The sequence below is a fragment of the Stutzerimonas tarimensis genome (assembly GCF_042648805.1).
Taxonomy (GTDB): domain Bacteria; phylum Pseudomonadota; class Gammaproteobacteria; order Pseudomonadales; family Pseudomonadaceae; genus Azomonas; species Azomonas tarimensis.
Genome location: NZ_JBHRXZ010000001.1, coordinates 154,691 through 178,546, shown reverse-complemented (window position 1 = coordinate 178,546; position 23,856 = coordinate 154,691). Strand labels below are relative to the sequence as shown.

Sequence of the window (23,856 nt, the reverse complement as noted above, 5' to 3'; positions counted from 1 at the left end):
CACCTGCCCATCGACAACAACCGCGCCGAGAACGCCATCCGCCCGTTCGTCATCGGTCGCAAGAACTGGTTGTTCAGTGACAAGGCGCCACCGCCAGCGCGCAAATCTACAGCCTGATCGAAACCGCCAAGGCCAACGGGCAGGAACCTTACGCCTGGCTGCGCCACATCCTGGAGCATTTGCCAACGGCACAGAGCGTTGAGGACTACGAAGCGCTGCTGCCGTGGAACTGCTCGCCGGCCTCTGCCTCGACTTCCTGAAAACAAACTCTGTCTGGCGGACGGGGTTTATGGAGCGCTTACGACTGGACCGCCTCGGTCGTTCTTTGCCAGACCTGGTTGGGATTGTCAGTAGCTTGGAGCGGGAAGGGGTGGCCTTCGAGTCCATCACCGAGCGAATCGAAACCACCAGCGCTGCCGGCAAGCTGATCTTTCATGTGTTCGCAGCCCTGGCCGAGTTCGAGCGCAACCTGATTCGAGAGCGTACCCGCGCAGGGCTGGCGGCGGCTCGCGCTCGAGGACGTAAAGGTGGTCGTAAACCTGCGCTGGAAGAGGCTCAAGTCCGCGAAATAAAGGCTTTGCTCAAAGATCCACAGATTCAGGTTGGCACCGTAGCCAAGCGATACGGGGTATCGAGAACAACGCTGTATCGATACGTCGGTAAGACCGGGCCGAGATAACTTGCACCTGGCAGCACACGAACCTGCGACCAGGGGATTATAAGCGTCCTAGAAGCGCTGTAAGCCAGTGAGCAGATACAGTGAGCTAAACGTAGCGTCGTATATGGCTTTTGGGGTGGTTGAGCAAAAACTGTACAACCTGAGCACTCTACCGTCAGTGTCCCGTGTTGTTGCCGGGAAACGGTCTTAGGTAGCTTCGGGTTTAAAAGCTTCTCCAGGCAGCTATTGAGCATCAGAGGTACGAAGGTTGACAGATACCATAATTTGCACAAAAATGTCGGTTGACAGTACCTGTGTTTTGCACGCTTTTATGGAGAGGCCCATGCCCCCGATCCAACACCCGAGTGAGCTGGAACCGAAGCTGAAGCCGGAACACGTCGAGCTGATCTGCAATAACGCTCTGGATGCGGCTTACCGTGCGTTGGAAGTCACCTCTACGGATGACGATACCAACTGGACTATGGGAACACTTCCGTATGGCCGCGTCCACGGCCGGTTCAAACGCCTCCACCGCGATCCGGCCCTTCCGTGGCTGCTGCTCACTAACCGCACCATGGACTTCACGCTGAGTGTGAATGGCGTGCTGATGCAGGTGGTAATGGACGATCCCGAGGTCAGAAAGAAAGGGTATCGACTGCAATCCAACCGAGTTGAGCTTTACCAGGCTAGCCTGCTGGGGCCTGCGATCGACAAGAACATTACTTGGCGTTTGTATGTCGATACTGACGGCAACTTTGACGGGCCGACGCTGACTGCTTCGATTCTGGGCTTCGATACCAACCGGAACGTCGTATGTAAGTGGGTGCATGACTACGTTCCTCTGTTTGCTCCTCGTACCACCGAGCTTACACAAGAGGTGGCAATCGATGAACCATTAGTCGCTCGTCGGGACAAAGATGCAGACCAGAACGCAACACGAGATGCTGATCCAGTAAATGAATGACAGAACAGGCTTTCTGCCTCTTGGCGACGAGTTTTCGCCCGACAAGCTCCGTCTCGCTAGATGCGCGGCGGGGTGTTCGCTCGCCGATATCGGAGAGCTCTTGGGCGTTACCCGGCAATACGCGCACAAGCTTGAAGTCAATGCGATTCCTTCGGGCACCCAACTCGCCCAGCTATCTGAAGCCTTGGGCGTGCGCGAGAGTTTTTTCTTCACGCCACGACGCGGTTCGGTGGAGTTGGAGCAATGCCATTTTCGAAGCGTCCGATCCTCCTCGCAGACTCTCAAGAAGACCATTGCGGCTCAGGTCGAGATGTTTGAGCTGCTGATTGACGAGTTGGATAAGGAGGTTGCCTTTCCTGCAGTGAGTTTCAGCATGCTTGAGGAGCCGGTATCCGGTATCAACAAGATCGAGCAGGTTGCTGAACAATTTCGCCGTGAACAGGGCCTGGGGATCGGCCCCCTGTCCAGTGTGACCAAGCTGGCAGAAAAAGTTGGCGTGCTGGTGGTGAACCTGGCCGAAGCCGATGACAAGGTCGATGCGTTCTCGTTGTCCAACAAACGACCGTTGATCGTGAGGAACACCGCAAAGGTGAATCCATGCCGGCAACGTTTCGACCTTGCCCATGAAATGGGCCATTTGGTGATGCACCAAGGCATTGAGACCGGTTGCCGCCTTACTGAGGATCAGGCTAACCAGTTTGCCAGCGCTTTGTTGATGCCCCGGGCAAGTTTCGCATCAGAGTTTCCCCCTATGCGAGGCAAGTACCTGAACTGGCCGGCACTCAAGGATATGAAGCTTCGTTGGAAGGTAAGCTTCAAGGCGCTCATTTTCAGGGCTCACACCCTCGATCTGCTCACTGCCGAACAAGCTAAATCGGGCTTCACGTATCTCAATCGAAAGGGTTTCACGAAGCACGAAGAGTTTGACGAGTTGATCCCTATGGAGTCACCTATGCTGGTACAGAGGGCGATCAATCTCTTGGATTACGGTACCTGGAGGCGGGTGTTGACAGCTGCCGGGCTTACGGCAGATATGGTGACCAGGCAGTACATGCTGGATGTACCTTCATCTCCTTTGCGACTGGTCGAGGCTAACGTAGGTTAAGTCGCGCTGAAACTGTCTACGGCAGCCCGCGTGCCGGCACTCACATGGATGCGCATATACCAATCGCTGGGAGGCCTTATGGGGGGAGGAGCGGATGGTGCTGTGGGTACATGGGCATTCGCATACCGCCGTCGATTATGACGCGGCAGGCACTCGTATAGTTTGCAACCCTAGAGGGTATCCGGGCGAAGAGACTGGCTTCCGCCCGGATTTGATCATCACGCTTTAGCTGCGCCTTAGCTGATCAAGCGAGCCGTCTGCGGATCGTACGCGACACCGGTAATCGACCCATCCCGAATGCGCTCAACCGCTTCATCAATCACATGGAGCGGCACCAGGAACCATTCCCTCGGCTTGACCGGATTGCCGAAGCGGTCGTCGATGGTCAAGTCCAACTGCGCTGCGCCGAACAGGCGGTGGAAGATGTTCTCCAGCCGGGTACGGTTCAGGTTGTGAAGCTTGTAAGTCGCGACCACTTCCACATCGGCCAGCAGGTAGGTGGCATCCTTCGCGGCCGCCGCAATGCGGGTTTCCACTCGGCCGCTGGTTACTCCGATCTTGTGGATCAGTTCGCGGTGCTCGGCTACGAAGGGGTGGCTGGACTGGCTACGTAGCACATAGATCGTGCCGCTTTCTATATCGTCCGGCTCGGCTATGTCGCTGAACAGTGGGCCGGAATCTACCTTGATAAGTCGAGATCCGGCGCGCCCCTCACTGTCCTTATAAAGCGCCCGCTGTAGGGATCGTAGCAACAGGTCGCTTTCCGTCTCATTGGAGTAGATGACACGCAAACGCCCGTTTGTCTCTGCATTCGGAGTCTTATAGGTGTCGCCCACCTCGGCGACATAGGCAATGAGTCCGCTCAGAATGAAGAAGTCCCCTGCCTCGATGCTGGCGTTCTTGCCAAAGGGCTTGGTTATCCACTGGTTTTGTTTGATGCCGGCTTCAACCTCATCAAAGAGTGGTTTGAAGCTCTCGAAGTCTTTACATGGATTCCTGGCGGCAATTTCTTCTGCCGCCTTTATGGCAGCACTGGAACGCACATGCCGCAGCACTGTGATGTCGTCCTGGTCGACGGACTCACTACCGATGCCCAGCTCGGCGAGCAAGGCGTCCTCATCCAGGTCATCCACATTTACTGAAGCGACCGTAGTACCTGACAGCAGGCCGTGATTATCCAAGCCTGCCAGTAGGGTTTGTGCCTCCGGCAACTTGCGTAGCTGATCCAGGCGCACTGCATATAAACGCTCGAAGATGTCACGGTCTTCGCCATGCAGCGGGGCGCGGCCGTGGGTTTGATAGAAACGTTGAATGTCCTCGAAGCCAGCGATGATACGCTCCTCGCGAGGGGTTCGAGTGGCCGTTTTGAGCGTGGGGACTTCTACCCCCAACGCATCCAGCAGGTCGTCATCGTTCATATCAGCCATTGGCGGATTCCCCCTGCGCCGCTTTGACCTGGGCGCGGTAGCGTGCCAACGCAGCTACGCCTTCGGCCATGCGTTTTTCCCAGACATCGGCGGAGTTGATGTCGGGCAGACGGCCGCGCTCGTTCTTGAACTGCAGAGCACGCTTTGCCAGTTCTCGTGCTTCGTCTTCGGGAATGCTCACCTTCTTGGCCGCAATGCTAGCCTGCACCTGGCGCAGGGATTTCTCATCCATCGCCTTCGCCAGTACCGCATAGGCGGCCTCGAAGGGGTTGATGCGGTCGATCAGGTCAATGTCCAGCTCACGCACGTTAACGAATTTGCGCACGCCATCCAGCAGCGCAGTGCTGCCTTGTACGGTGTCACTCCCGTTGGCATCGGCCTGCGCCAGCATCAACTTGGCCTGCTGGGTAATGTTCATGGCTGCGATGGCGTGTTGGCGAATTGCTTCCTGATCGACGTCGCTCAAGTCTGGGTAGCGCTCGCGAACTATTTTGCCCATGCGCAGTTGGGTCAGTTCCTCTGGCAGAGTGTTTTCCTTGTCGAATAGACCGCGCTCCAGGACGGTTTTGTCCTGCAGGAAGCTGGTTACTACTTCGTTCAAATCTTCTTTGCAGATGCGCGTGGCTTCCGTGCTTTGCGGTGTGGTCAGGCCGTTGATCTCGACATGGAACTGGCCCGTGGTTTCATTCACGCCCAGGTTGGTGCCACCCGTTTGATACCCCTCTGGCCCGTAATTGAAGCCTTTTTTCGGCCCGGTATCTTTCGGGGTGAACTCATAGCGCGGGGCGAGCACCTGCTCCATCAGCAGACTGGCGGAAATGGCCTTGAGCATATCGTTCACCGCCTCAGCAACGGCGGCTTGATCGGCCATAGGCTCTGCGATCAGGTTGGTGAAGCGTGAGCGCTCCTTACCCTCGGCATCGCGGGTGGCGCGGCCAATGATCTGCACGATTTCGGTCAGGCTCGAGCGGTAGCCGATGGTCAGCGCATGCTCGCACCAGATCCAGTCAAAGCCTTCCTTCGCCATGCCCAGCGCGATGATCACATCCACGTTGTCGCGGTTGTTCTTCTGCGCCGGGTCTTTCAGTGCGCCGAGCACTTTGGAGCGTTTGCCTGGGTCGCTGTCATCCACCAGGTCGGCTACTCTCAGCGTGCGGCCGTCCTTGGCTTTGATGAGGTGAAAGCCGGTGGTCGCGTCGACACCCTGCCAATCGCCCAGCGCGCTCATGATCTCGTTAACCTCGCGCTCCTTGTCTTTGAGGCTCTCGCGGGCATTTACGTTTGGAATGTGAACGATGGTTTTCAGCGCTGGGTCCAGCACCTTGGTGACCGCATCCACGTACCTGCCGGTGTAAAAGAAGTAGCCAATATCCAGCGACTTGAGCCAGCGGTAGCCGTTGAGTTGCTCGTAGTAGGTGTACGTCACCGTCTCAAACTTGTTCTCTTCCGACGGGGCCAGTACTGCCTCGCTATCACCGCGGAAGTAGGAGCCTGTCATGGCGACCAGGTGCACCTTGTCGCGGTTGATGAACGCGCTCAGTTGGCTGCCTAGTTTGTTGTCTGGGTTGGCGGAAACGTGGTGGAACTCGTCGATGGCAATCAGGCGGTTATCAAAGGCGTCGATGCCCAGCTCTTCCACGGCAAATCGGAAGGTGGCATGGGTGCAGACCAACACCTTGTCACCGCTGCTTAAGAATGCTCGCATGGCGTCTACTTTGGACTTGGCCACACGCGGCTCATCAATGCCTGGGGCATTGCACAGGTTCCACTGAGGGGCCACCTGCCAGTCCCAGTAAAAGCCATGTCGGCTCAGCGGCTCATCGGCAAAGCTGCCGCCAATGGAGCGCTCGGGCACTACAACGATGGCCTGTTGCAGACCCTGGTTATTCAGCTTGTCCAGCGCGATAAACATCAGGGCGCGGGACTTGCCCGATGCGGGTGGCGATTTGATCAGCAGGTACTGTTCGCCGCGCTTGGTATAGGCGCGCTCTTGCATAGTGCGCATGCCCAGTTCATTTGCCTTGCTGGATGCCCCAGTGTGCGCTGTAGCAATGGATACCGACGGCACCGTGTAGCTGTTGGTCGGGTTGGTGGTGTTCGTCACTGTGATTCGTCCTCCATGAGGGTGCCGTCGCCCGCCAGTTCACGTTCGATCTGTTCAATGCTGGGCAAGCTGGTTTGCAATTCTGCAGGCAGAGATTCGAGCAATTTGTACTCGGCAATGCCCATGGGCTGGGTCTTATCGCCCAGCGCATATTCCGCCACGATCTTGTTTTTGCTCTTGCAGAGCAAAAGTCCGATGGTGGGGTTGTCGTGTTCATCTTTGACCTGGCGATCCACCGCGGTCATATAAAACCCAAGCTGGCCCAGGTGCTCGGGCTTGAACTTGCCGGCTTTGAGCTCTATCACCACATAGCAGCGCAGCTTGAGATGGTAGAACAGCAGGTCGATAAAGAACTCATCGCCGCCTACATCCAGCAGCACTTGCCGCCCGACAAACGCAAAGCCTGCGCCCAGCTCCAACAGAAACTCGGTGACGTGTTTGACCAGGGCGTGTTCGATTTCGCGTTCCTGCGCCTCATCGCGCAGGCCAAGGAAGTCAAATCGATACGGATCTTTCAATGACTCGCGGGCCAGGTCCGACTGCACCTTGGGCAAGCTGACGTCGAAGTTAGTGACCGCCGTGCCACTGCGCTCCAACAGGCGGGTTTCGATATGGATGTTCAGCACATTGCGTGACCAACCGTGCGCAATCGCGCTCTGGGCATAGGCCAGGCGCTGCTGTGGGTCTTTTAGCCGGGTCAGCAGTACCAGGTTGTGCCCCCAGGGCAATTGTCCAACAGCCTGTTGGACAATTGCGGCATCCGGCCAGGCCTCGGCAAAGGCTCGCATATACATCAGGTTGGCGCGGGAAAATCCCTTCATTTCAGGAAAGGCGGCGCGCAGGTCCTGGGCCAGCCGCTCGATTACCTTGGCTCCCCAGCCCTGTTGTGCCTGCCGGCTCAAAATATCGTTGCCAATCTGCCAGTAGAGCAGCACCAGTTCACGATTCACTGCCAGCGTGGCGCGTTGCTGGGCGCTGTGGATACGGCCTTTGAGATCGACCAACCACTCGCCGTAGCCCTCAGGTGGTGTGGTTAGGCTGGCAGGGCCATTTTCCAACGATCGACTCATGCCTTTTTCCCTCGTGGCTTTTTCGGCGCGGCCTTGACTGTGTCTGCTGTCATCTTGGTGTAGAGGTCAAACAGCTTTTCCAAACGCTCGGTGTCGTTCTTGAAGCGGCGACCGATGTAGATGCGCTCCAGCACCTCATCGTTGCGCTCGTGGGCATGGCGCAGGTTGTCCGGCATATTATCCGGGTTGTACAAGTCAGCGATCGTGGCGGGAAAGTGGGCTTCGCGGGCTAACAGAATTGCCTCAGCGCTGGCAGTAAGGTCAGCTTTGTTTTGCTCGGTCAGTAGCGGCACAGGAAAGGTATTCCAGCCGAGAGTGTTGGAATAGCGAAAGTCTGTTTTCATTTTCCCGCAAACTGTCCCGACCCATACTAAATGTAGACGAGAAGCGATGACGGCTAGGTTCCAGAGCGAGGCCCCATAAATAATTCGTGCAAGGTCTGACACAACCGTGTTTTCATCGGTAATTGCACAAGGAATATACTCTCGTCTTGAAGACGATACTTTGGGTACGGCAATAGCCAGCCCTGGAGAATGTGGAGAAAAAACAAATCTATGCGGGGTATGGATTGCCCCTCTAGCTTGATCGCCGCGACTGGCCTCGCGAGCAAGTGTGACTTTATCTAGTCGCTTGCTAATCTCTATGTTCTCGCGCGCAGCTTCAAGTTTAGAGTCTTCAATCCAGAGGCACCAACGATCCCCACCGTTTATCAGTTCTCGTGATCCAATAAATTTTTTAAGAAGATGCGCAGCCTTAGGGTGCTTTTCTATAAAATCAGAGCCTTCGTTATAGGACATAAGTAAGTGTCCCCCGTCAGATGGAAGATTTCCGGTCATCATCTTTGGTAAATTGCTAAGAGGAGTTGGGCGTTTATTAACTACTACTGAGCGGCCCTCTGTAAGATATGGAGTAATAGACGTGACAGTCCTTTCAGTCGTATCACTATATATCCTCTTATTTTTGCCTCTTCCTACGCCCACAACAATGCAGGTTACCCCCGCATTATTTGTTGCATTATTGCTCCATAAGAATGACGTGTGAGCAAATATTATTTCTAAATCAAGGCTGAATATGTATGGCCAAAGCATGGAAACCTGCTCGCCTTGGCATAAGGAATTTGTGGAAACCAATGCTGCTGAGCCATGATTCTGGGCTATATATTGTGCGGCCTTGACGAACCAAGCTGAGACATAATCTAAATCTTTGAAAGAGGAAGTAATTCCGTTGAAGATGTATTTCATGTCGCCTTTTTGATCGTCTTTTTGATTTACGCTTCCTTGGTATGGAGGGTTGCCACAGATATAGGTTTCTCCGCCTTCATTCTCAAAGTCTATCTCTGCCTGGTTCTGTGGCGTAGCGAATAAATCATCAGCAAGTACCTTCACCCCTGTTCCTGTTGGTGGGCAGATACTTAGCCAGTCCAAGCGCAGAGCATTGCCACAAACAATCCAGTTTTGTGCGTCTAGTGGAAGAAACTCGGCCAATGCATCTTGTTGTCCGCGATACAGCACGTCGCACTGAAATTCGGCAATGATTAGCGCCAGACGGGCAATCTCGGCCGGAAAGTCTCGCAGCTCGATGCCGCGGAAATTCGTCAGCGGGATTTCCGATTTATTATTGGCCTCGCCTCGACGGCGGTTGATTTCTGCCTCGATCTCGCGCATTTGCTTGTAGGCGATAACCAGGAAGTTGCCGGAGCCACAGGCCGGGTCGAATACGCGAATATGTGCCATGCGCTTACGCAGGTTGAGTAGCTTGGCTTTGTTGTCACCGGCCGCCTTCAGTTGCGTCCGTAGATCATCCAGAAACAACGGGTTCAGCACCTTCAGGATGTTGGGCACGCTGGTGTAGTGCATGCCCAGTGCGCCGCGCTCCTCATCGTCAGCAACAGCTTGGATCATGCTGCCGAAGATATCTGGGTTAATTCTCTGCCAGTTGAGGTTGCCAGCGTGGAGCAGGTATGTGCGAGCCATACGCGTAAAGCGCGGTACTTCGGTACTACCAGAGAACAAGCCGCCATTCACATATGGGAACTTGTTTGCCCAACCAGGCAGGCGTGGTTGGGCACTGGCACGCTCGGCCAGCTTGAGGTTCATGGCGCGGAAAATCTCCGACAGCACCTGGTCGGTGTTGGAGCCGTCGCGCTCGCTGTAGTGCTCAATTGTGGTGGTAAACAGCCCATCGCCAGTGAAGATGTCGGTGTCTTCCGCAAAAAAGCAGAACACTAACCGAGACATAAAATGGTTCATGTCATGGCGGCGTTCGGCCTTGGCCCAGTCCGGGTTCTCGTTCAGCAGCTCGACATATAGCTTGTTCAGGCGGCTGGTGGCGCGCACGTCGATGGGGTTGTCTTTGATCTCCTTGATGGTGGAGATGCCAGCCAGCGGCAGCAGGAAGCCGAAGTGGTTGGGAAAGTCCGGGTAGTCGCAGGTGATGGTTTCACCTGTGATCAGCTCTTCGGCCTCCAGCGTTTGCCCGTCGGTGGCGAGGATGAACTTGGCTTTAGCTTTTATGGTGGCCGGGCTGGCGCGCAAGGCCTTGAGCGTTTCGCCCACTGTGCCAGGCTCGCATGCGGCGATATGAATGTTGCTGCGCAGTAGTACGCCGCCAGGTACATCCGAGGCGTTGTTGTTGCCAGCGCGCAGGCGCTTGAGCGCGGTTTCCTTGTTGCCGAATGCGGCCAGGAAGGTGAATGGGAACTCCGCCGCGTCAAAGGGCTCTAGGGCCAGGTCCGAAATGGCGGACTCAATTTCTACTGCATTCATGGTTTACCACTGTCCAGATCGCTGGTGCGCGAAGGCGGCGATTTTAGCCGCAAAAATTTTTGGGCGATGGCCACATCCCGACAGGCATATGCCGCTCTGTCGGTCTGGCGTCACCATCGGCAACTCAGCTCTGCTCAGCCGCATCGGCTTATGCCGGATGCCACTGGATGCGACAGCCGAGCGCCCTGAGCCAGTGACCGTGAAATCAACCACTACACGATGCCGGGGATGATAAAGGAAGGCGCTTCTGTAATGCGAAAAAGCCGCAGATGGCCGGGCTGGCGGGATTCGTCGAATCGAGTTTACGGTAGCTGTCCGTAACCCAATAAGGCTTCGGGGCTTTCACTCTGGAGGCTGTGTCGCCTCCAGAGCTTCTTTTTTATTTTCTCTTTCTTTTTAGCGGCTCAGCCTGAGCCGGATTCCAGCGCGAAGCAGCTCTAGGTGAGCTGCTTCGTGATCAATCCCAGCTCTGACGGATACGTATCACGCTGAGCTGTGCATAACATCACGACGAACGTTTGAGGTGCCTGCGCAGTGTTTCTCGGATACCGGGAGGCAACCGGTCGAGGTCGATTTGCAGTGACGAGCTATCGACTTGGGCGTTTCCACCGGCCAGGTTGATTTGTATATTCAGGCGCTCAATGTTCAGTATCTGCGTACTTGCGAGATCGCCAGCGATCACGGCTTTTTTGAGCTCGGTAGCGGTGTGCTGTGCACGGCTTGGCACGTAGTCCCAGGTTGCTACGGTATGAGGTAGGCCGGCCTCAGTGACCTGAACCTTTTCGCGTAGAGTGTAGTGATTGGATCGGCCGGATTTTGTTTTCGTGATGAGGCCTGCCATTTCGAGAACCCCCAGTGCCCGTTTGACCTGTGCCAGGCTGACGCCAGACTGCTCAGAGATCCGTTCGATGCCCGGATGCGCCATGCCGGAGTAGTAATTGGCGTGTGCCTTAATGACGGCATAAACCGTAAACGCATGGGGCCCAATTCGGGCGACGTCGCCCTGATCAATCATTGCCCTGAAAACATGGAACCACTGGGTCTGCGCTCGCAGTGGGGCTGAGACATTAGTCATTGTTATGCCCCCCGCGGAGCTGCACGCGCGGTCTACTCAGAATCCAGGCAGATATCTCCGTGCTGAGCCAGCCGACCGATCTGCTGCTGCCTAGATCATATGGAGCAGGAAACTTTCCTGCGGCTATGTCGCGATAGATCGTGGATCTTTTTTTCCCGACAACGAGCTCAACCTCAGGGAGGCGAAGGAAGCGTGGTTCCTCTGGGCTTGGTGCAATAGTTCGTGCTGACATTTGATTGGTGCTCTGGCGGTGGCGCTGCAGCAGTCCTCGTGTGCTGCAATACGCGTATGTGTTGAGAGTGGCGCTCGGATTTTTCCTGCTGCGATGCAGGGGGCGTGAGCCAGACCGTCATGTGACGGGCCTCCGAGTTTTATTGCCGGCGACAGCTGATGGATGACAGCTGAAGCTGAGTCGTTGGCGTGGGGAGAGGAGCCCTGCTGGTACGGAATAGGGGGCCGTACGATTCTTTAGCAGCCTTGCTGCAGGCGAGCAGGTGCAAAAGACTCTGCGAGATGCTGGTGATACCCCTATGAGGTAGCCAGGAATTCCATTTGCTAACAGCAAATGGAATTCGGATTCTTAACGCCGTAACCGGGGCAGCGTGACGATCCCACGGAATCCTATGGGATTCCAAGAGATGCCAGATTTTTACCAAGCGGATATCTGTACTGCAAGCCCAATCTATGAGCTCAAGCCTTGATAGCATCTAGGTAATCTGACCAGCGCTGCATCATGTCGCGTCGCTCTGGCAGAAATGAGGTTCGGTCGTATGCACGTCCCAGCGGATTTTTTACCGTGTGAGCAAGCTGATGCTCCAGGAGGTCTGGGCGAAACCCCAGTACCTCAGCACCTATGGTTCTCGCGGTCGCACGAAAGCCATGCCCCGTCATCTCGTCGCCGCTGATATCCATGCGGCGTAACGCACTAAGTACGGCATTGTTGGACATCGGCCGGTCGCCTCCTCGTGCCGAGGGGAAGGCGTACCGATGTCTGCTGGTGAGTGGTTTCAGCTCGCGCAGAACAGCAATTGCTTGCTGGCTTAGGGGAACCAAGTGATCCGGGCGATCCTGTTTGGTGACAGTGAGCCCTTTCATCTTATGGCCGGGAATCAGCCATTCGCCAGCATCCAGATTGACCTCCGACCATTCCATGTGACGAAGGTCTCCGGGTCGGCAGAACAGCAACGGAGCCAGTTTTAACGCACAACAAACAGGCATCGTTCCGCTGTAGCTATCCAGTGCTTTAAGCAGAGCGCCGAGCTTTTCAGGGTCGGTCACGGCAGCAAAGTGTTTCACCCGCTTGGCTGGGAGAGTGCGCGCGAGATTCCCGATCTGGTTGGGTGGGGTGATGCCGGCAGCTTCGGCGAACTCGAAAATCTGTTTGTAGATCTGGGCAACACGACGCGCCGTCTCGCGAGCGCCGCGCTTGATGATGCGCTGCAGGTTTTCGACCAGCATGGGCGTGCTGATGCTGCTGATCGGGAGTTTTCCCAGCCAGGGGTAGGCATTGAGCTCAAGGCGCTGCCGCACCGTGCGGGTGTACTCCGGATCCCAGGATGACTCGCGAATACTCAGCCACTGCGTGGCAACCGACTCAAAGGTGTGCTGGTGATCAAGCTGGCTGACCACCTTGGCCATACGCCGTTGCAGCGAAGGGTCTTGGCCGCCGGCAAGCTGAACACGAGCGTCATCACGCTTGCGCCGGGCCTCCTGCAGGCCGACCTCAGGATAAACACCAAGCGCCAGGCGCTTTTCCTTTCCCAGAAAGCGGTACTTCAAGCGCCAGTAACGGCCTCCGTTGGGCTGCACTTCAAGGTACAAACCTTGTTCGTCGTACAGGCGGTATGGCTTGTCCTGGGGCTTGGCGTTACGGCAGTTGGTGTCTTTCAGGGGCATTGGGGGCACATCCTCTCCGAGCGAGCTGATGAGCGTTTTATGCCCCCATATATGCCCCCGTCAACCGTGGGATGTCCTGGGATTAGGTGGGAAAACGCGGGCAATAAAAAAGCCGTAAAGCTTTGATTTCTCTAGGCTTTACGGCTTTTCTGGGTCTTCCTGGGAAGACAAAATGGTGGAGCCGGGGGGATTTGAACCCCCGTCCGCCAGCTCTCCGCTATCGGTTCTACATGCGTAGCCATCTCTATTACGTTAACTCCGCGCCGCCCGAGTGGCAGGGTGCTTGGAGCGAGCTGCATGAGTTTTAGCCGTTACGTCTGCAGCGAACTTGGCGGCGATCCTGTTCTATCTGACGGTCTTTTCGGGTTTACAGGCATCCCCTAGAGACCGCTGGCGCCGAAGCGACCAGATGAAGGTTAGGCGGCTAGCGCGTACCCTTCGTAGTTGTCATCGTTGGCAACTGTAGGTTTGCAACAGTTTATTTACGAGTACTGTTACCTACTCGGCATGCCCCTCAAGTTTTGTAACCGGCGTCGAATCCTAATCGGCCCCTTCAGCACGTAGAGAACCGTGCTGAGATGTCAGGCAGTGTACGCCAAAGGTTGCCTGGCGTCGATTGCCTGTTTGTCAGATGGGGGCGGTCTGTCGGGTATCAAGGGGCAAGGGCAGCGCCTCGCCCCTCGAGTGTTTATTGACCGCCGCCCGAGGCGCCGCCTGCGGCGGAGCCGGCATCGGAGCCGCCTGGTCCCTTGAGGATCTGCAGGGCCATGGTGCTCTGGGCGATGCAGGTGTCGGTGTCGCCTGTGGCCTGGGCTTCTTCGGCTGTTTCGATATAACCCTCGACCTTGGTTCGTGCCGGCTCGCCCATGGTCGCCATGCTGGTGGTCATGTGTTGATCGACTTCGGCCATGTTGAGTTCGCACAGGTCCTGGTCCTGGGCAAAGGCAGCGGGGCTGGCTAGAAGGGCGGCAGCAGCAAAGAGAGCAAGTCGTTTCATGTGAGTCCTCCAGGCATTTGAGTTTCCCGGCGGGCCGATGAAGCGCAACCTGTGGCTTCGCCGAGTGAAGAGGGAGCCTTCTTGCGTCGGGCTCAGTAGTAGGGACTCCGTTTACGCTTGAGCGTTCTATGCCGATGCCGGGCGAGAGGCCCGGCATTCGGGCTCAGGCGGCGCCGGACGCTCTGGGACGGCTGACCCGGTCGAGCAGGTAGACGAGGCTGTGATAGTCGATGCCGCCGTGTTGGCTGAGGCCGATTTCGCAGGTGCGGCTGGTGGAAATGCCTTCCTCGCAATGCTGGACCGCATCCTTGAGCGTGCGCAGTGCGTTGGCGTTGAGCTCGGGGGTGGTAAAGCCCTTGTCTCCCGCGAAACCGCAGCACTGGATGCCTTCGGGCACGATCACCGTTTTGGCGCAGCGCCTGGCGATCTCGAGCAGGGCTGGGCCTTCGCCCAGGTGCTGGGTGCTGCAGGTGACGTGGACGGCGATGGGGGCGCTCTGCGGAATGATGTCGAGACGATCCAGCAGGTGGGTGCGGATGAAGCGGACCGGATCATGCACGTCCAGCCTCTCGTCGGCGAGGCTCTGCACCAGCCGCAGGGTGCAGGGACTGGTGTCGCAGTAGACCGGGTCGAGGCCACCGCGGCTGGCCTTGAGCAGGGCGTCGAGAGCCTGCTGGCGCTTGCGGTCGCCCTGTTCCAGGTAGCCTTTGGAGGTAAAGGGCTGGCCGCAGCAGAGCTCGTTCAAGCCTTCTGGAAACACGACCTGGTAGCCGGCCTTCTCCAGTAGCGCACGGGTCTTGTCGATCAGCGGTGTCTGCTCGCGGTCGGTGGCAGCCGGGCCGGTGGCGCGGGAGATGCAGGAAGCCAGATAGACGACCCGCGGGCGACCATCGGTGCCCGGCTTGGGCAGGCTGAGCCGGTGCAGCGGCTGTGGCATGGCGGGCGTCCATGCCGGCACGCGACCCTTGCTGGCGCGGGTCAGTACGGCGGAGGTCTTGCCGAGCACCCGATCACCGAGGATCAGGCGCGCGCCGTTGGCGAAGTGCAGCATCGCGCGCGCGCCGCCAAGGGCTGTCGCGAAATGGCCGCTCAGCCAGTTGGCGCTGCGGGTGTGGCTGGCGCTTGTACTGCGCAGCTTGCGAACCAGATCGCCGGTATTGATGCCCACCGGGCAGCGCAGCGCGCACAGACCCGTGGCGGCGCAGGTGTCCACGCCGCGGTAGGCGTAGTCCTGTTCCAGCTCCCGGGTGTCGCTGCCGGCACGGCGGCGGGCCTGGATGTCGCGCCACATGACGATACGCTGGCGCGGGGTGAGGGTCAGTCCATTGGAGGGGCAGACCGGCTCGCAGAAGCCACATTCGATGCACTTGTCGACGATCTCGTCGGCGGCCGGCATGGGCTTGAGGTTCTTCAGGTGGATCTCCGGATCTTCCGAGAGCACCACGTCGGGGTTGAGCAGGCCGTTGGGGTCGAGCAGGCGCTTGATCTTCCACATCAGTCCGTAGGCGTCGGCACCCCATTCCAGTTCGACGAAGGGCGCCATGTTTCGGCCAGTGCCGTGTTCGGCCTTGAGCGAGCCGCCGAATTCCACGGCGACCAGGTGCGCCACGTCCTGCATGAAGGCCTCGTAGCGGGCGACCTGCACCGGGTCCTCGAAGCCCTGGGTAAAGACAAAATGGAGATTGCCCTCCAGTGCATGGCCAAAGATGATCGCCTCGTCGTAGCGGTGCTTCTCGAACAGCTGCAGCAGGCGATTCACGCCTTCAGCGAGCTGTTCGACGGGAAAGGTCACGTCTTCGATGATCACCGTGGTGCCGGTGGGGCGGACCGCGCCGACGGCAGGAAAGGTGCCCTTGCGGATGGCCCAGAGCTGGCCATATACCACCGGGTCCTCGCTGAAATCGACTTCCTGCTCGACGGCAAAGCCGTTCAGTGACTCGCGGATCTGCCGAAGCTGTTCGTGGAGTAGGGCCTGGGTCGCGGCGCGCGACTCGATCAGCAGTGCACAGGCGGTATCCGAAAGCCCCTTGACCCAGGCCGGCAGGCCCGGCTTGTCCTCCACAGAGCGCAAGCTGCGACGGTCGAGCAGCTCCACCGCATCCACCGGCTGCTTTTTCAGCACCGGCACGGCGCGGCAGCAGGTTTCCACGTCAGGGAAGACGATCAGCGCGCTGGCCTTGTGCGGGTGCTCGGGAACGGTGTTGTAGGTCACCGCGCTGATGAAGCCAAGGGTGCCCTCGGAGCCGACCATCAGGTGGGTGAGGATGTCCAGCGGTTCGTCGTGGTCGACCAGGGCGTTGAGCGAAAGACCGGTGGTGTTTTTCAGGCGGTACTTGTGGCGGATTTTCGTGGCGAGTTCAGTGTCTGCGCGGGTGTCGCGAGCGAGTTCGGCCAGTTGCTCCAGCAGTGGCGCGTGGCTGTCACGGAAGGCGGCCACGCTCGAGGCGTCCTCGGTGTCGAGCACGCTGCCATCGGCGAGGATCAGGCGCATGCCGGCCAGGGTGTTGTAGCTGTTCTGTGCGGTGCCGCAGCACATGCCGCTGGCGTTGTTGGCGACGATGCCGCCGATCTTGCAGGTGGCGATCGATGCCGGGTCCGGGCCGATCTTGCGGCCCAGCGGTGCCAGCCAGGCGTTGGCCTGAGCGCCGATGACGCCCGGCTGCAGGCGGATCTGATCACCCTTGCGGCGGATGTCGCGATCGTTCCATCCGTCGCCGAGGACGATCAGTACCGAGTCGCTGACGGCCTGGCCGGACAGGCTGGTGCCGGCGGCGCGGAAGGTCACCGGGACCTTTTCCGCCTGGGCCAGTTTCAGCAGGGCCACGACCTCTGCCTCGGATTCGACGCGCACCACCAGTTTCGGAATGAGTCGATAGAAGCTGGCGTCAGTGCCGAAAGCCAGGGTCGACAGCGGGTCGTCGAATCGCCTGGCCTCGGGGATCAGTCGCTGCACTTCGCTGACGAAACCTGCCGGCAGTGCCGTGCGGCCGGTACTGGCGGGGTGGTTCATGCATCCTCCAGGATCAATACGATCAGATCCTTCGGGCCGTGGGCGCCGTAGGCGAGGACCTGTTCGATGTCTGCGGTCTTCGACGGGCCGGAGACCAGCAGCGCGTTGGTGGGCATGCCGGCGGCCCACTGCTGCTGCTGCTGGATCTGGTGGAAGTTGTCGCGGATTTCGCTGGCCTTGAGCAGGGCGAAATGCACCGGCGGCACCAGGCTCATCAGGCGGGGCTCTTCGCGTGTCGGCCAGAGGATCAGGCTGCCGGTGGAGGCGATGGCGCCCAGGGTGCTGGTGAGGCTGGCCGGGGTATCGTTGAACAGCTCGTCCTTCCAGTCTTCCACCGGACGGTCGTAGGCCTTGAGCATCGGGGCGTCGTCGCGATTGCCGAAGTGCTCGGTCACCTGCTGGCCGTGGGGCGTGGTCGGTGCAATGAGCAGGCTGCCGATGTTGCGGTCACGCAGCAATTGTTCCAGCAGGGTCGGCCAGCCGTTGCGGGTGGTCAGGTGAAGCTCGGTGTGTACCGCTTCCATCAACTGGCGCAGGCGGTCGATGCGCTCGGTCGGGGCATAGCTCCAGGGGCGGGTCACCAGGTCCACGTCATAGTCGTCGGGCACTGGGGTGGTGCCTTCGAGACTCCGGCGCAGCTTGGCAAGAATGTTGGCTTTGGCGCTCATGGGGCGACTCCGAAACGGCGGGTGGTAGGAGCGACCTTGCTCGCGGATGGGAGGTGCACGGGTTCGCGAGCAAGCTCGCTCCTACGGTATTGAGGGTGGCGATGCAGCAGGTGGCCGGGCAAGGACCGGGATGCCGCGGCCGGGACGCGCAGAGTGCGTGAGGCGTTAACGAGCTCTCCTGTAGGAGCGAGCTTGCTCGCGAACGGGACGCGGACATGGCTTGAGGCGTTAACCAAACCCCGTGTAGGAGCGGGCTCGCTCCCACGGGAAAGCGGGCGGCGTTGCAGCGGCTGCCGGTGGCTCATCGCTTGCCCTCCAGGTGCTCCCGAGCCAGATCATGCAGCGAGCGGGCGGCCGGTTTCGGTGCCGTGTGGTTCTGCGTCCAGGGGCCGACGTTCTTTGGCGTGAGCCCCCGCAGGCGAGTGGCGAAAAAGCTGAAGCCGCGATACAGCGCCGGGGTGCTATAGAGCAGGCGCCAGCCCTTCCAGATCAAGCGTTCCTTTGTCGAATACTTGCTGCCCTGGCCGCGCATGACCCTCGGGCTGTCATCCGGGGCCTTGATGTTTTCTTCCCGCAGCCTGCGCAACAGCGAAGGGATCGGGATCTTAACCGGGCAGACTTCACCGCAGGCGCCGCACAGCGACGAGGCGCTGGGGTGATCCGGCACGCGGTCGAGGCCGACCATGTGCGGCGTGATGATCTTGCCGATGGGCCCGGGATAGACCTCGCCATAGGCGTGCCCGCCGACCCGGGTGTAGACCGGGCAGTGGTTCATGCAGGCGCCGCAGCGGATGCAATTGAGGGTCTGGCGCAGTTCGCTGTCGGCAAAGGCCTGGCTGCGGCCGTTGTCCAACAGGATCAGGTGCACTTCCTGCGGGCCGTCGAGTTCGCCTTCCTGGCGCGGCCCGGAGATCATGTTGACGTAGGTGGTGATCGGCTGGCCGAGCGCCGAGCGGGTCAGCAGGGACAGCAGCGGAACCACGTCGCGCAGGTTCTCCACCACCTTCTCGATGCCGGTCACTGCGATATGTACGGGCGGCACGCCGGTGGACATGCGGCCGTTGCCCTCGTTTTCCACCAGGAGCAGGGTGCCGGTCTCGGCCACCGCGAAATTGACGCCGGAGACGCCGATGTCGGCCTCGTAGAATTTCTGCCGGAGGGTCTTGCGACCGATCTGGATCAGTTGGTCGACGTCCTCGGTGTAGTCCACGCCGAGCTTGTCCTCGAACAGCGAGGCGACCTGGCGGGCGTTCTTGTGGATCGCCGGCATGATGATGTGCGAGGGCTTCTCGTGGTCGAGCTGGACGATGTATTCGCCCATGTCCGACTCCAGACATTCAACGCCGTGGCCTTGGAGGAAATGGTTCATCTCCATCTCCTCGCTGACCATGGACTTGCCCTTGATCACCTGCTTGGCCTCACGGCTGCGGGCGATGTCGAGGACGATGCGGTTGGCTTCCTCGACGGTCTCGGCCCAGTGCACCTTCACCCCGTTGCGGGTCAGGTTGGTCTCCAGGCGCTCGAGCAGCTCGGGCAGCTTCGACAGGGCTCGGGCACGAATGTGATTGCCCATCTCGCGCAGGCGCTCGCGCTCGTCGGCGTCGCTGAAAGCGATGGCCCGCTTGGTCATCAGCGAGTCCATCGCGGTGCGGAAATTGCGACGTAGCTGCTCGTCCTTCAGCGCGCCGCGGGCACGGGCGCGGAAATCCGGATCGCCGGCGTTTTCGATCGGGGTCGCGGGGATGCGTTGGGCTGCGGTCATCGTGAGCCTCCGGTGCGTTGCCAGAGAAAGGAAGCCAGATGCTGGCCACTGAAGCGCGCCTGTTGCTTATCCAGTGCGCCGTTGATGTTGAGCAGGCAGCCGGCGTCGGCGGTCACCATCTGCGCAGCGCCCGAGTCCTGCAGCGAGCGGGTCTTGTCGGCGACCATGGCACCGGCAATGTCGGGCATGCGCACGCTGAAGGTACCGCCAAAGCCGCAGCACTCGCTCTCGTGATCGTGCTCGACGCGCTCCACCTTGGCCAGTTGTCCGAGTAGCTGGCGGGCATGCAGGTGGGTATTCATCTCGCGTCGCGCCGAGCAGGAAGTGTGCAGGGCTATCTTCGCCTGGGGGCCCTGGTCATGCAGCTGGACCTCGCACACATGCAGCAGGAACTCGGTGAGCTCGAAGGTGCGTTCGGCCAGCAGCTCAGCCTGGCGCAGGCATTCGGGGTCATCCTTGAACAGGTCCAGGTAATGGTGGCGCATCATCCCGGCGCAGGAGCCCGACGGCACCACCACCGGCCAGTCGGCCTTGAACAGCGCCAGCTGGGCGCGTGCCACTTTACGGGCTTCTTCGGTATAGCCGGTGGTGTAGGCCGGCTGCCCGCAACAGCTCTGGTCCTGGGGAAAGTGCACGCGGATGCCTTCGCGCTCCAGCAGGCGGATGGCATCCATGCCGGCTTCCGGAAAGAACAGGTCCACCACGCAGGTGCCGAACAGATACACCTGGGCGGGTTTGGCGGGGTACTGCCGAGGTTTCGGCAGTGGCGGCGCGACGCGGGTGGCGTTCGGCTTGCCGTTCGGCGCGGCGTTGTAGAAGAGTTCGCTCATGGCTTCACTCCGGGTTGGCCCCGTTGTCCGTAGGTAGCGGTGGAAAACGACTTTGCCCCGCACGAGCGGGGCAAAGTACTCAGACCGGGTTACTGCCCGACGAGCGGGTCGGTGACGCCCAGCACGTAGATCGCGATCATGCCGACCAGGCCGGTGGCGAGTACGTAGTACATCGTCGGCCAGATGGTCTTGCGCAGGATGCTGCCTTCGCGGCCCAGCAGGCCCACCGTGGCAGAGGCTGCGACCACGTTGTGGATCGCCACCATGTTGCCGGCCGCTGCGCCCACTGCCTGGATCGCCACGACCATGGCACTGGAAATGCCGAGGTTGGTAGCCACGCCAAACTGGAACTGGGCGAACATCATGTTGCTGACGGTGTTCGAGCCGGCCAGGAAGGCGCCAAGCGCACCGACTGTCGGGGCCAGCAGCGGGTAGACGTCGCCGACGCTGTCAGCCACGAAGCGCGCCATGGTGATGGGCATGCTCGCCAGTTCCCCGGCATTGACTCCGGAGTTGATGAGGATCCGCACCATCGGCACGGTGAACAGCAGGACGAAGCCGGCGCTGATCAGCACGCTGCTCGATTCCTTGATCGCGGCGCCAAGCTCGCGGGGCTTCATGCCGTGCAGGAAGAAGGTAAGCAGGACCACGATCACCAGGATGCCACCCGGCAGATACAGGGGCTCGATCCCCGCGCTGATGCCGGCCTCGCCAAGAATATTGGCAAACGAGACAGAGACCGATTTCAACGCTGCACCGACCTGTGGGAACACCCGGCTGATCACCAGCAGCGCACCGACCAGAACATAGGGCAGCCAGGCGCGGAAAGCGCTCATCGGGCGTGCGGCGAGGTCCTCGAGCTTCATTTCGATGGTGCCCAGCCATTCGCTCGGCCAGTCCTTGCGGTCTGCAAAGTCCCAATGGGTCTTGGGTACCAGGAAGTTAAAGCGTGCCGCGGTGGTGACGATGCCCAGGCCGATCAGGCCGCCCAGCAGCGACGGGAATTCCGGGCCGAGGAAAATGCCTGTGGCAACGTATGGCACGACAAAGGCAACGCCCGCGAACAGCGCGAACGGCAGGACTTCCAGGCCGGCCTTCCAGCTTTTCTCCTTGCCGAAGAAGCGGGTCAGCATCATCGCCATGACGACAGGCATGATCACGCCGACGATGGCGTGAGTGATGGCTACGCTACTGGTGATCTGCTGCAGGAACAGGTCCCAGGTGGAGCCCTGAGCCGCCAGTTGCTCACCGATGGTGGCTGTGTCCAGGCCGCTGTTGAGGCCCACGATGATCGGGGTCCCGACCGCGCCGAAGGATACCGGCGTGCTTTGCACCAGCATACCCATCAGCACTGCAGCCATGGCCGGGAAGCCGATCGCCACCAGCAGTGGCGCGGCAATGGCGGCGGGGGTACCGAAGCCGGATGCGCCTTCGATGAAGCAGCCGAACAGCCAGGCGATGATGATGGCCTGGATGCGCCGGTCAGGGCTGATGGTGGTAAAGCCCGCACGGATAGCCGCGATGCCGCCCGAATGCTTTAGGGTGTTCAGCAGCAGGATGGCGCCAAAGATGATCCAGAGCAGGCCAATGGTGATCACCAGGCCCTGCAGGGTCGAGGCGATCACCCGGTTGAAGCTCATGTCCCAGATGAACAGGGCAATGCCCGCGGTCACCAGGTAGACGATGGGCATGGCGCGCCGGGCTGGCCAGCGTAGGCCGATCAGCAGGATGGCGGCGAGAAGAATGGGGGAGAAGGCGAAAAACGCCAGCAAACCGGTAGACATAGCTTAGACCTCCACTGGCCGAAAGGGCGACGTGGCGCGCGGCTTGTGGCCGGCGGTTGGATTTATCGTTGTGGTCGACATGACGGGCCTCTTGTTCTGGTAGGCTTAGGCTTTGTAAATTGGTCTTACCAGTGTAGCGACAGCGCACTCAGCCTAAGAGCTGGCCAGGTGCGGGTCAATTCATACCATAGTTGTAGTGGTCTGTCCTGGCCACTACCAGATGGGCAATAATGGCCTGGAATCCTAATTGGTCGGACCAATAGAGGCGCCGTATGGAAGTGAAAATCGTGCGTCAGCGTCGTCTCGCCGACGAGATCGTGCTGCAGCTCGAGGCGATGATTCTCGAGGGCACCTTGAGGATCGGCGAACGCTTGCCAGCCGAGCGGGCGCTGGCCGAGCGTTTCGGCGTTTCGCGCCCTTCGCTACGCGAGGCCATCCAGAAGCTGGTGGCCAAGGGCCTGCTCGTCAGTCGCCAGGGAGGCGGCACCTATGTCGCCGAAGCGCTGGGAGCCACCTTCAGCGATCCCTTGGTGCATCTGCTTGAAGGCAGCAGTGAGGCCCAGCGCGATCTGCTGGAGTTTCGCCACACACTCGAGGGCGCCTGCGCCTTTTACGCCGCGCAACGCGCAACCGAACTGGACCATCAACGCCTGACCGAGGCCTATGACGCCTTGCAGGCCTGCTATTCGCACAACGGCGAAGTCAGCCGTGCAGAAGAGGGTGCCGCGGACGCCCGCTTTCATCTGGCAATCGCCGAGGCCAGCCACAACACCGTGCTGTTGCATACCATCCGCGGGCTGTTCGACCTCTTGCGGCGCAACGTGACCACCAATATCGGTGGCATGTACGCGCTGCGCATTGAAACGCGGCAGATGCTGATGGCTCAGCACCAGGAGCTCTACAGGGCGATCATCGAACGCCGCGCCGCCGAGGCGCGAGAGATCTCCGATCGCCACATTCATTACGTGCAGGAAGTGCTTGCCGAGGGTCAGCAGGAAGCGCAACGCGTGGCGCGCGCCCAGCGGCGCACGACTACTAGCGTAAAGGTTAAATAGGAACGCTGGAGGCTGGACGAGGTGGGCTGAAATCGGGAGCGCGCAGGGCGAAAAGTGGAGCGGCGTCGATCAGCGACCATGCGAAAGCGGCTGGCGGCCTTGAATGCTTCCATTCCAGCCTGCTTTACTCGTCCTTCCCCTTGCTGCGAATGGCGCGCTGCATTTCACGGTTGGAGTCGCGCACGCGTTCGGTGTCGCGCTTGTCGTATTCCTTCTTGCCCTTGCCCAGCGCAATCTCGCATTTGACCAGATGCTTTTTCCAGTACAGCGACAGGGCGATGCAGGCGTAGCCCTTTTGCTGCACGGCGCCGAACAGCTTGCCCAGCTCGCGCTGGTTCAGGAGCAGCTTGCGGGTGCGGGTCGGGTCGGCGATAACGTGAGTGCTGGCGGTGGTCAGCGGGGTGATATGACAGCCAAGCAGCCAGGCCTCACCGTCCTTGAGCAGGACGTAGCTGTCGACCAGTTGCGCCTTGCCGGCGCGAAGGCTTTTCACTTCCCAGCCGGCGAGCGCCACGCCAGCTTCGAACTTCTGTTCGATGAAGTAGTCGTGTAGCGCCTTCTTGTTGAGCGCGATGGTCCCGGAGGGATGTTTCTTCTGTTTTGCCATAGGGGGCGCATTATAGGGGCTCGCCAGCCCAGGCGATACGGTCCGTGCAGCGAAACTTGAGGGGGGCGGTCGAATCCCT

The 23,856-nt window shown here is 59.6% G+C and carries 17 protein-coding genes, 1 other RNA gene and 2 pseudogenes; 5 read left to right on the top strand and 15 right to left on the bottom strand.

What is annotated here, in order from left to right:
- From ACFOMF_RS00865 to ACFOMF_RS00850, 4 genes and pseudogenes are all read left to right on the top strand, one after another.
- A pseudogene (locus tag ACFOMF_RS00865) lies at nt 1-260 on the top strand (transposase domain-containing protein); the annotation flags it as partial.
- Nucleotides 209-679 (top strand): annotated as a pseudogene (locus ACFOMF_RS00860) (recombinase family protein); the annotation flags it as partial. The pseudogenes ACFOMF_RS00865 and ACFOMF_RS00860, both read left to right, overlap by 52 nt.
- A gap of 322 nt (nt 680-1,001) precedes the next feature.
- A complete protein-coding gene (locus tag ACFOMF_RS00855) occupies nt 1,002-1,622 on the top strand; it encodes a hypothetical protein (protein WP_386360291.1) in 621 nt (206 codons plus the stop codon).
- On the top strand, nt 1,615-2,727 hold the full coding sequence (locus ACFOMF_RS00850; protein ID WP_386360289.1) for an ImmA/IrrE family metallo-endopeptidase: 1,113 nt from the start codon (nt 1,615-1,617) through the stop codon (nt 2,725-2,727). The genes ACFOMF_RS00855 and ACFOMF_RS00850 overlap by 8 nt, the downstream gene beginning before the upstream one ends.
- Before the next feature lie 236 nt (nt 2,728-2,963).
- Here ACFOMF_RS00850 and ACFOMF_RS00845 read toward each other — a convergent pair whose 3' ends face one another.
- The 14 genes from ACFOMF_RS00845 to ACFOMF_RS00780 all read right to left on the bottom strand — a co-directional run bounded on the left by ACFOMF_RS00845 (nt 2,964) and on the right by ACFOMF_RS00780 (nt 22,115).
- Nucleotides 2,964-4,154, bottom strand: coding sequence for a GIY-YIG nuclease family protein (locus ACFOMF_RS00845; protein ID WP_386360287.1), 1,191 nt, complete (start codon nt 4,152-4,154; stop codon nt 2,964-2,966).
- On the bottom strand, nt 4,147-6,258 hold the full coding sequence (locus ACFOMF_RS00840; RefSeq protein ID WP_386360285.1) for a DEAD/DEAH box helicase: 2,112 nt from the start codon (nt 6,256-6,258) through the stop codon (nt 4,147-4,149). The genes ACFOMF_RS00845 and ACFOMF_RS00840 overlap by 8 nt, the downstream gene beginning before the upstream one ends.
- Nucleotides 6,255-7,328 (bottom strand): PDDEXK nuclease domain-containing protein, encoded by a 1,074-nt coding sequence (locus ACFOMF_RS00835; protein WP_386360283.1) that lies wholly within the window; start codon nt 7,326-7,328, stop codon nt 6,255-6,257. Before ACFOMF_RS00835 ends, ACFOMF_RS00840 begins: the two co-directional genes overlap by 4 nt.
- Nucleotides 7,325-10,093, bottom strand: a complete 2,769-nt coding sequence (locus ACFOMF_RS00830; protein ID WP_386360281.1) for a class I SAM-dependent DNA methyltransferase — start codon at nt 10,091-10,093, stop codon at nt 7,325-7,327. The genes ACFOMF_RS00835 and ACFOMF_RS00830 overlap by 4 nt, the downstream gene beginning before the upstream one ends.
- Before the next feature lie 505 nt (nt 10,094-10,598).
- Entirely contained in the window at nt 10,599-11,108 is a 510-nt protein-coding gene (locus ACFOMF_RS00825) for a helix-turn-helix domain-containing protein (protein ID WP_386360279.1), read from the bottom strand.
- Between the two features lie 52 nt (nt 11,109-11,160).
- Nucleotides 11,161-11,400, bottom strand: coding sequence for a helix-turn-helix transcriptional regulator (locus ACFOMF_RS00820; RefSeq protein ID WP_255865654.1), 240 nt, complete (start codon nt 11,398-11,400; stop codon nt 11,161-11,163).
- Between the two features lie 458 nt (nt 11,401-11,858).
- Nucleotides 11,859-13,064 carry a tyrosine-type recombinase/integrase gene (locus ACFOMF_RS00815; protein ID WP_386360277.1) on the bottom strand — a complete coding sequence of 402 codons (1,206 nt, stop codon included), beginning with the start codon at nt 13,062-13,064 and terminating at the stop codon, nt 11,859-11,861.
- A gap of 173 nt (nt 13,065-13,237) precedes the next feature.
- Nucleotides 13,238-13,616: a transfer-messenger RNA gene (gene ssrA, locus ACFOMF_RS00810) on the bottom strand.
- Nucleotides 13,617-13,752: 136 nt separating this feature from the next.
- On the bottom strand, nt 13,753-14,061 hold the full coding sequence (locus tag ACFOMF_RS00805) for a hypothetical protein (RefSeq protein ID WP_386360275.1): 309 nt from the start codon (nt 14,059-14,061) through the stop codon (nt 13,753-13,755).
- Between the two features lie 163 nt (nt 14,062-14,224).
- Complete coding sequence (locus ACFOMF_RS00800) at nt 14,225-17,071, bottom strand: FAD-binding and (Fe-S)-binding domain-containing protein (RefSeq protein ID WP_386360273.1); 2,847 nt, start codon at nt 17,069-17,071, stop codon at nt 14,225-14,227.
- Nucleotides 17,068-17,739, bottom strand: a complete 672-nt coding sequence (locus tag ACFOMF_RS00795; RefSeq protein WP_386360272.1) for a LutC/YkgG family protein — start codon at nt 17,737-17,739, stop codon at nt 17,068-17,070. Before ACFOMF_RS00795 ends, ACFOMF_RS00800 begins: the two co-directional genes overlap by 4 nt.
- 301 nt (nt 17,740-18,040) lie before the next feature.
- Nucleotides 18,041-19,501 (bottom strand): LutB/LldF family L-lactate oxidation iron-sulfur protein, encoded by a 1,461-nt coding sequence (locus tag ACFOMF_RS00790; protein ID WP_386360270.1) that lies wholly within the window; start codon nt 19,499-19,501, stop codon nt 18,041-18,043.
- On the bottom strand, nt 19,498-20,331 hold the full coding sequence (locus ACFOMF_RS00785) for a (Fe-S)-binding protein (protein ID WP_386360268.1): 834 nt from the start codon (nt 20,329-20,331) through the stop codon (nt 19,498-19,500). Before ACFOMF_RS00785 ends, ACFOMF_RS00790 begins: the two co-directional genes overlap by 4 nt.
- A gap of 89 nt (nt 20,332-20,420) precedes the next feature.
- Entirely contained in the window at nt 20,421-22,115 is a 1,695-nt protein-coding gene (locus ACFOMF_RS00780; protein ID WP_386360266.1) for an L-lactate permease, read from the bottom strand.
- A gap of 272 nt (nt 22,116-22,387) precedes the next feature.
- On the opposite strand from ACFOMF_RS00780, the gene ACFOMF_RS00775 reads away from it, so the two are divergent.
- Nucleotides 22,388-23,170 carry a GntR family transcriptional regulator gene (locus ACFOMF_RS00775; protein WP_386360264.1) on the top strand — a complete coding sequence of 261 codons (783 nt, stop codon included), beginning with the start codon at nt 22,388-22,390 and terminating at the stop codon, nt 23,168-23,170.
- A 124-nt stretch (nt 23,171-23,294) separates the two neighbouring features.
- Here ACFOMF_RS00775 and smpB read toward each other — a convergent pair whose 3' ends face one another.
- Nucleotides 23,295-23,777: an SsrA-binding protein SmpB gene (gene smpB / locus ACFOMF_RS00770; protein ID WP_386360262.1), complete on the bottom strand. Its 483-nt coding sequence runs from the start codon at nt 23,775-23,777 to the stop codon at nt 23,295-23,297.
- Nucleotides 23,778-23,856 lie beyond the last annotated feature (79 nt).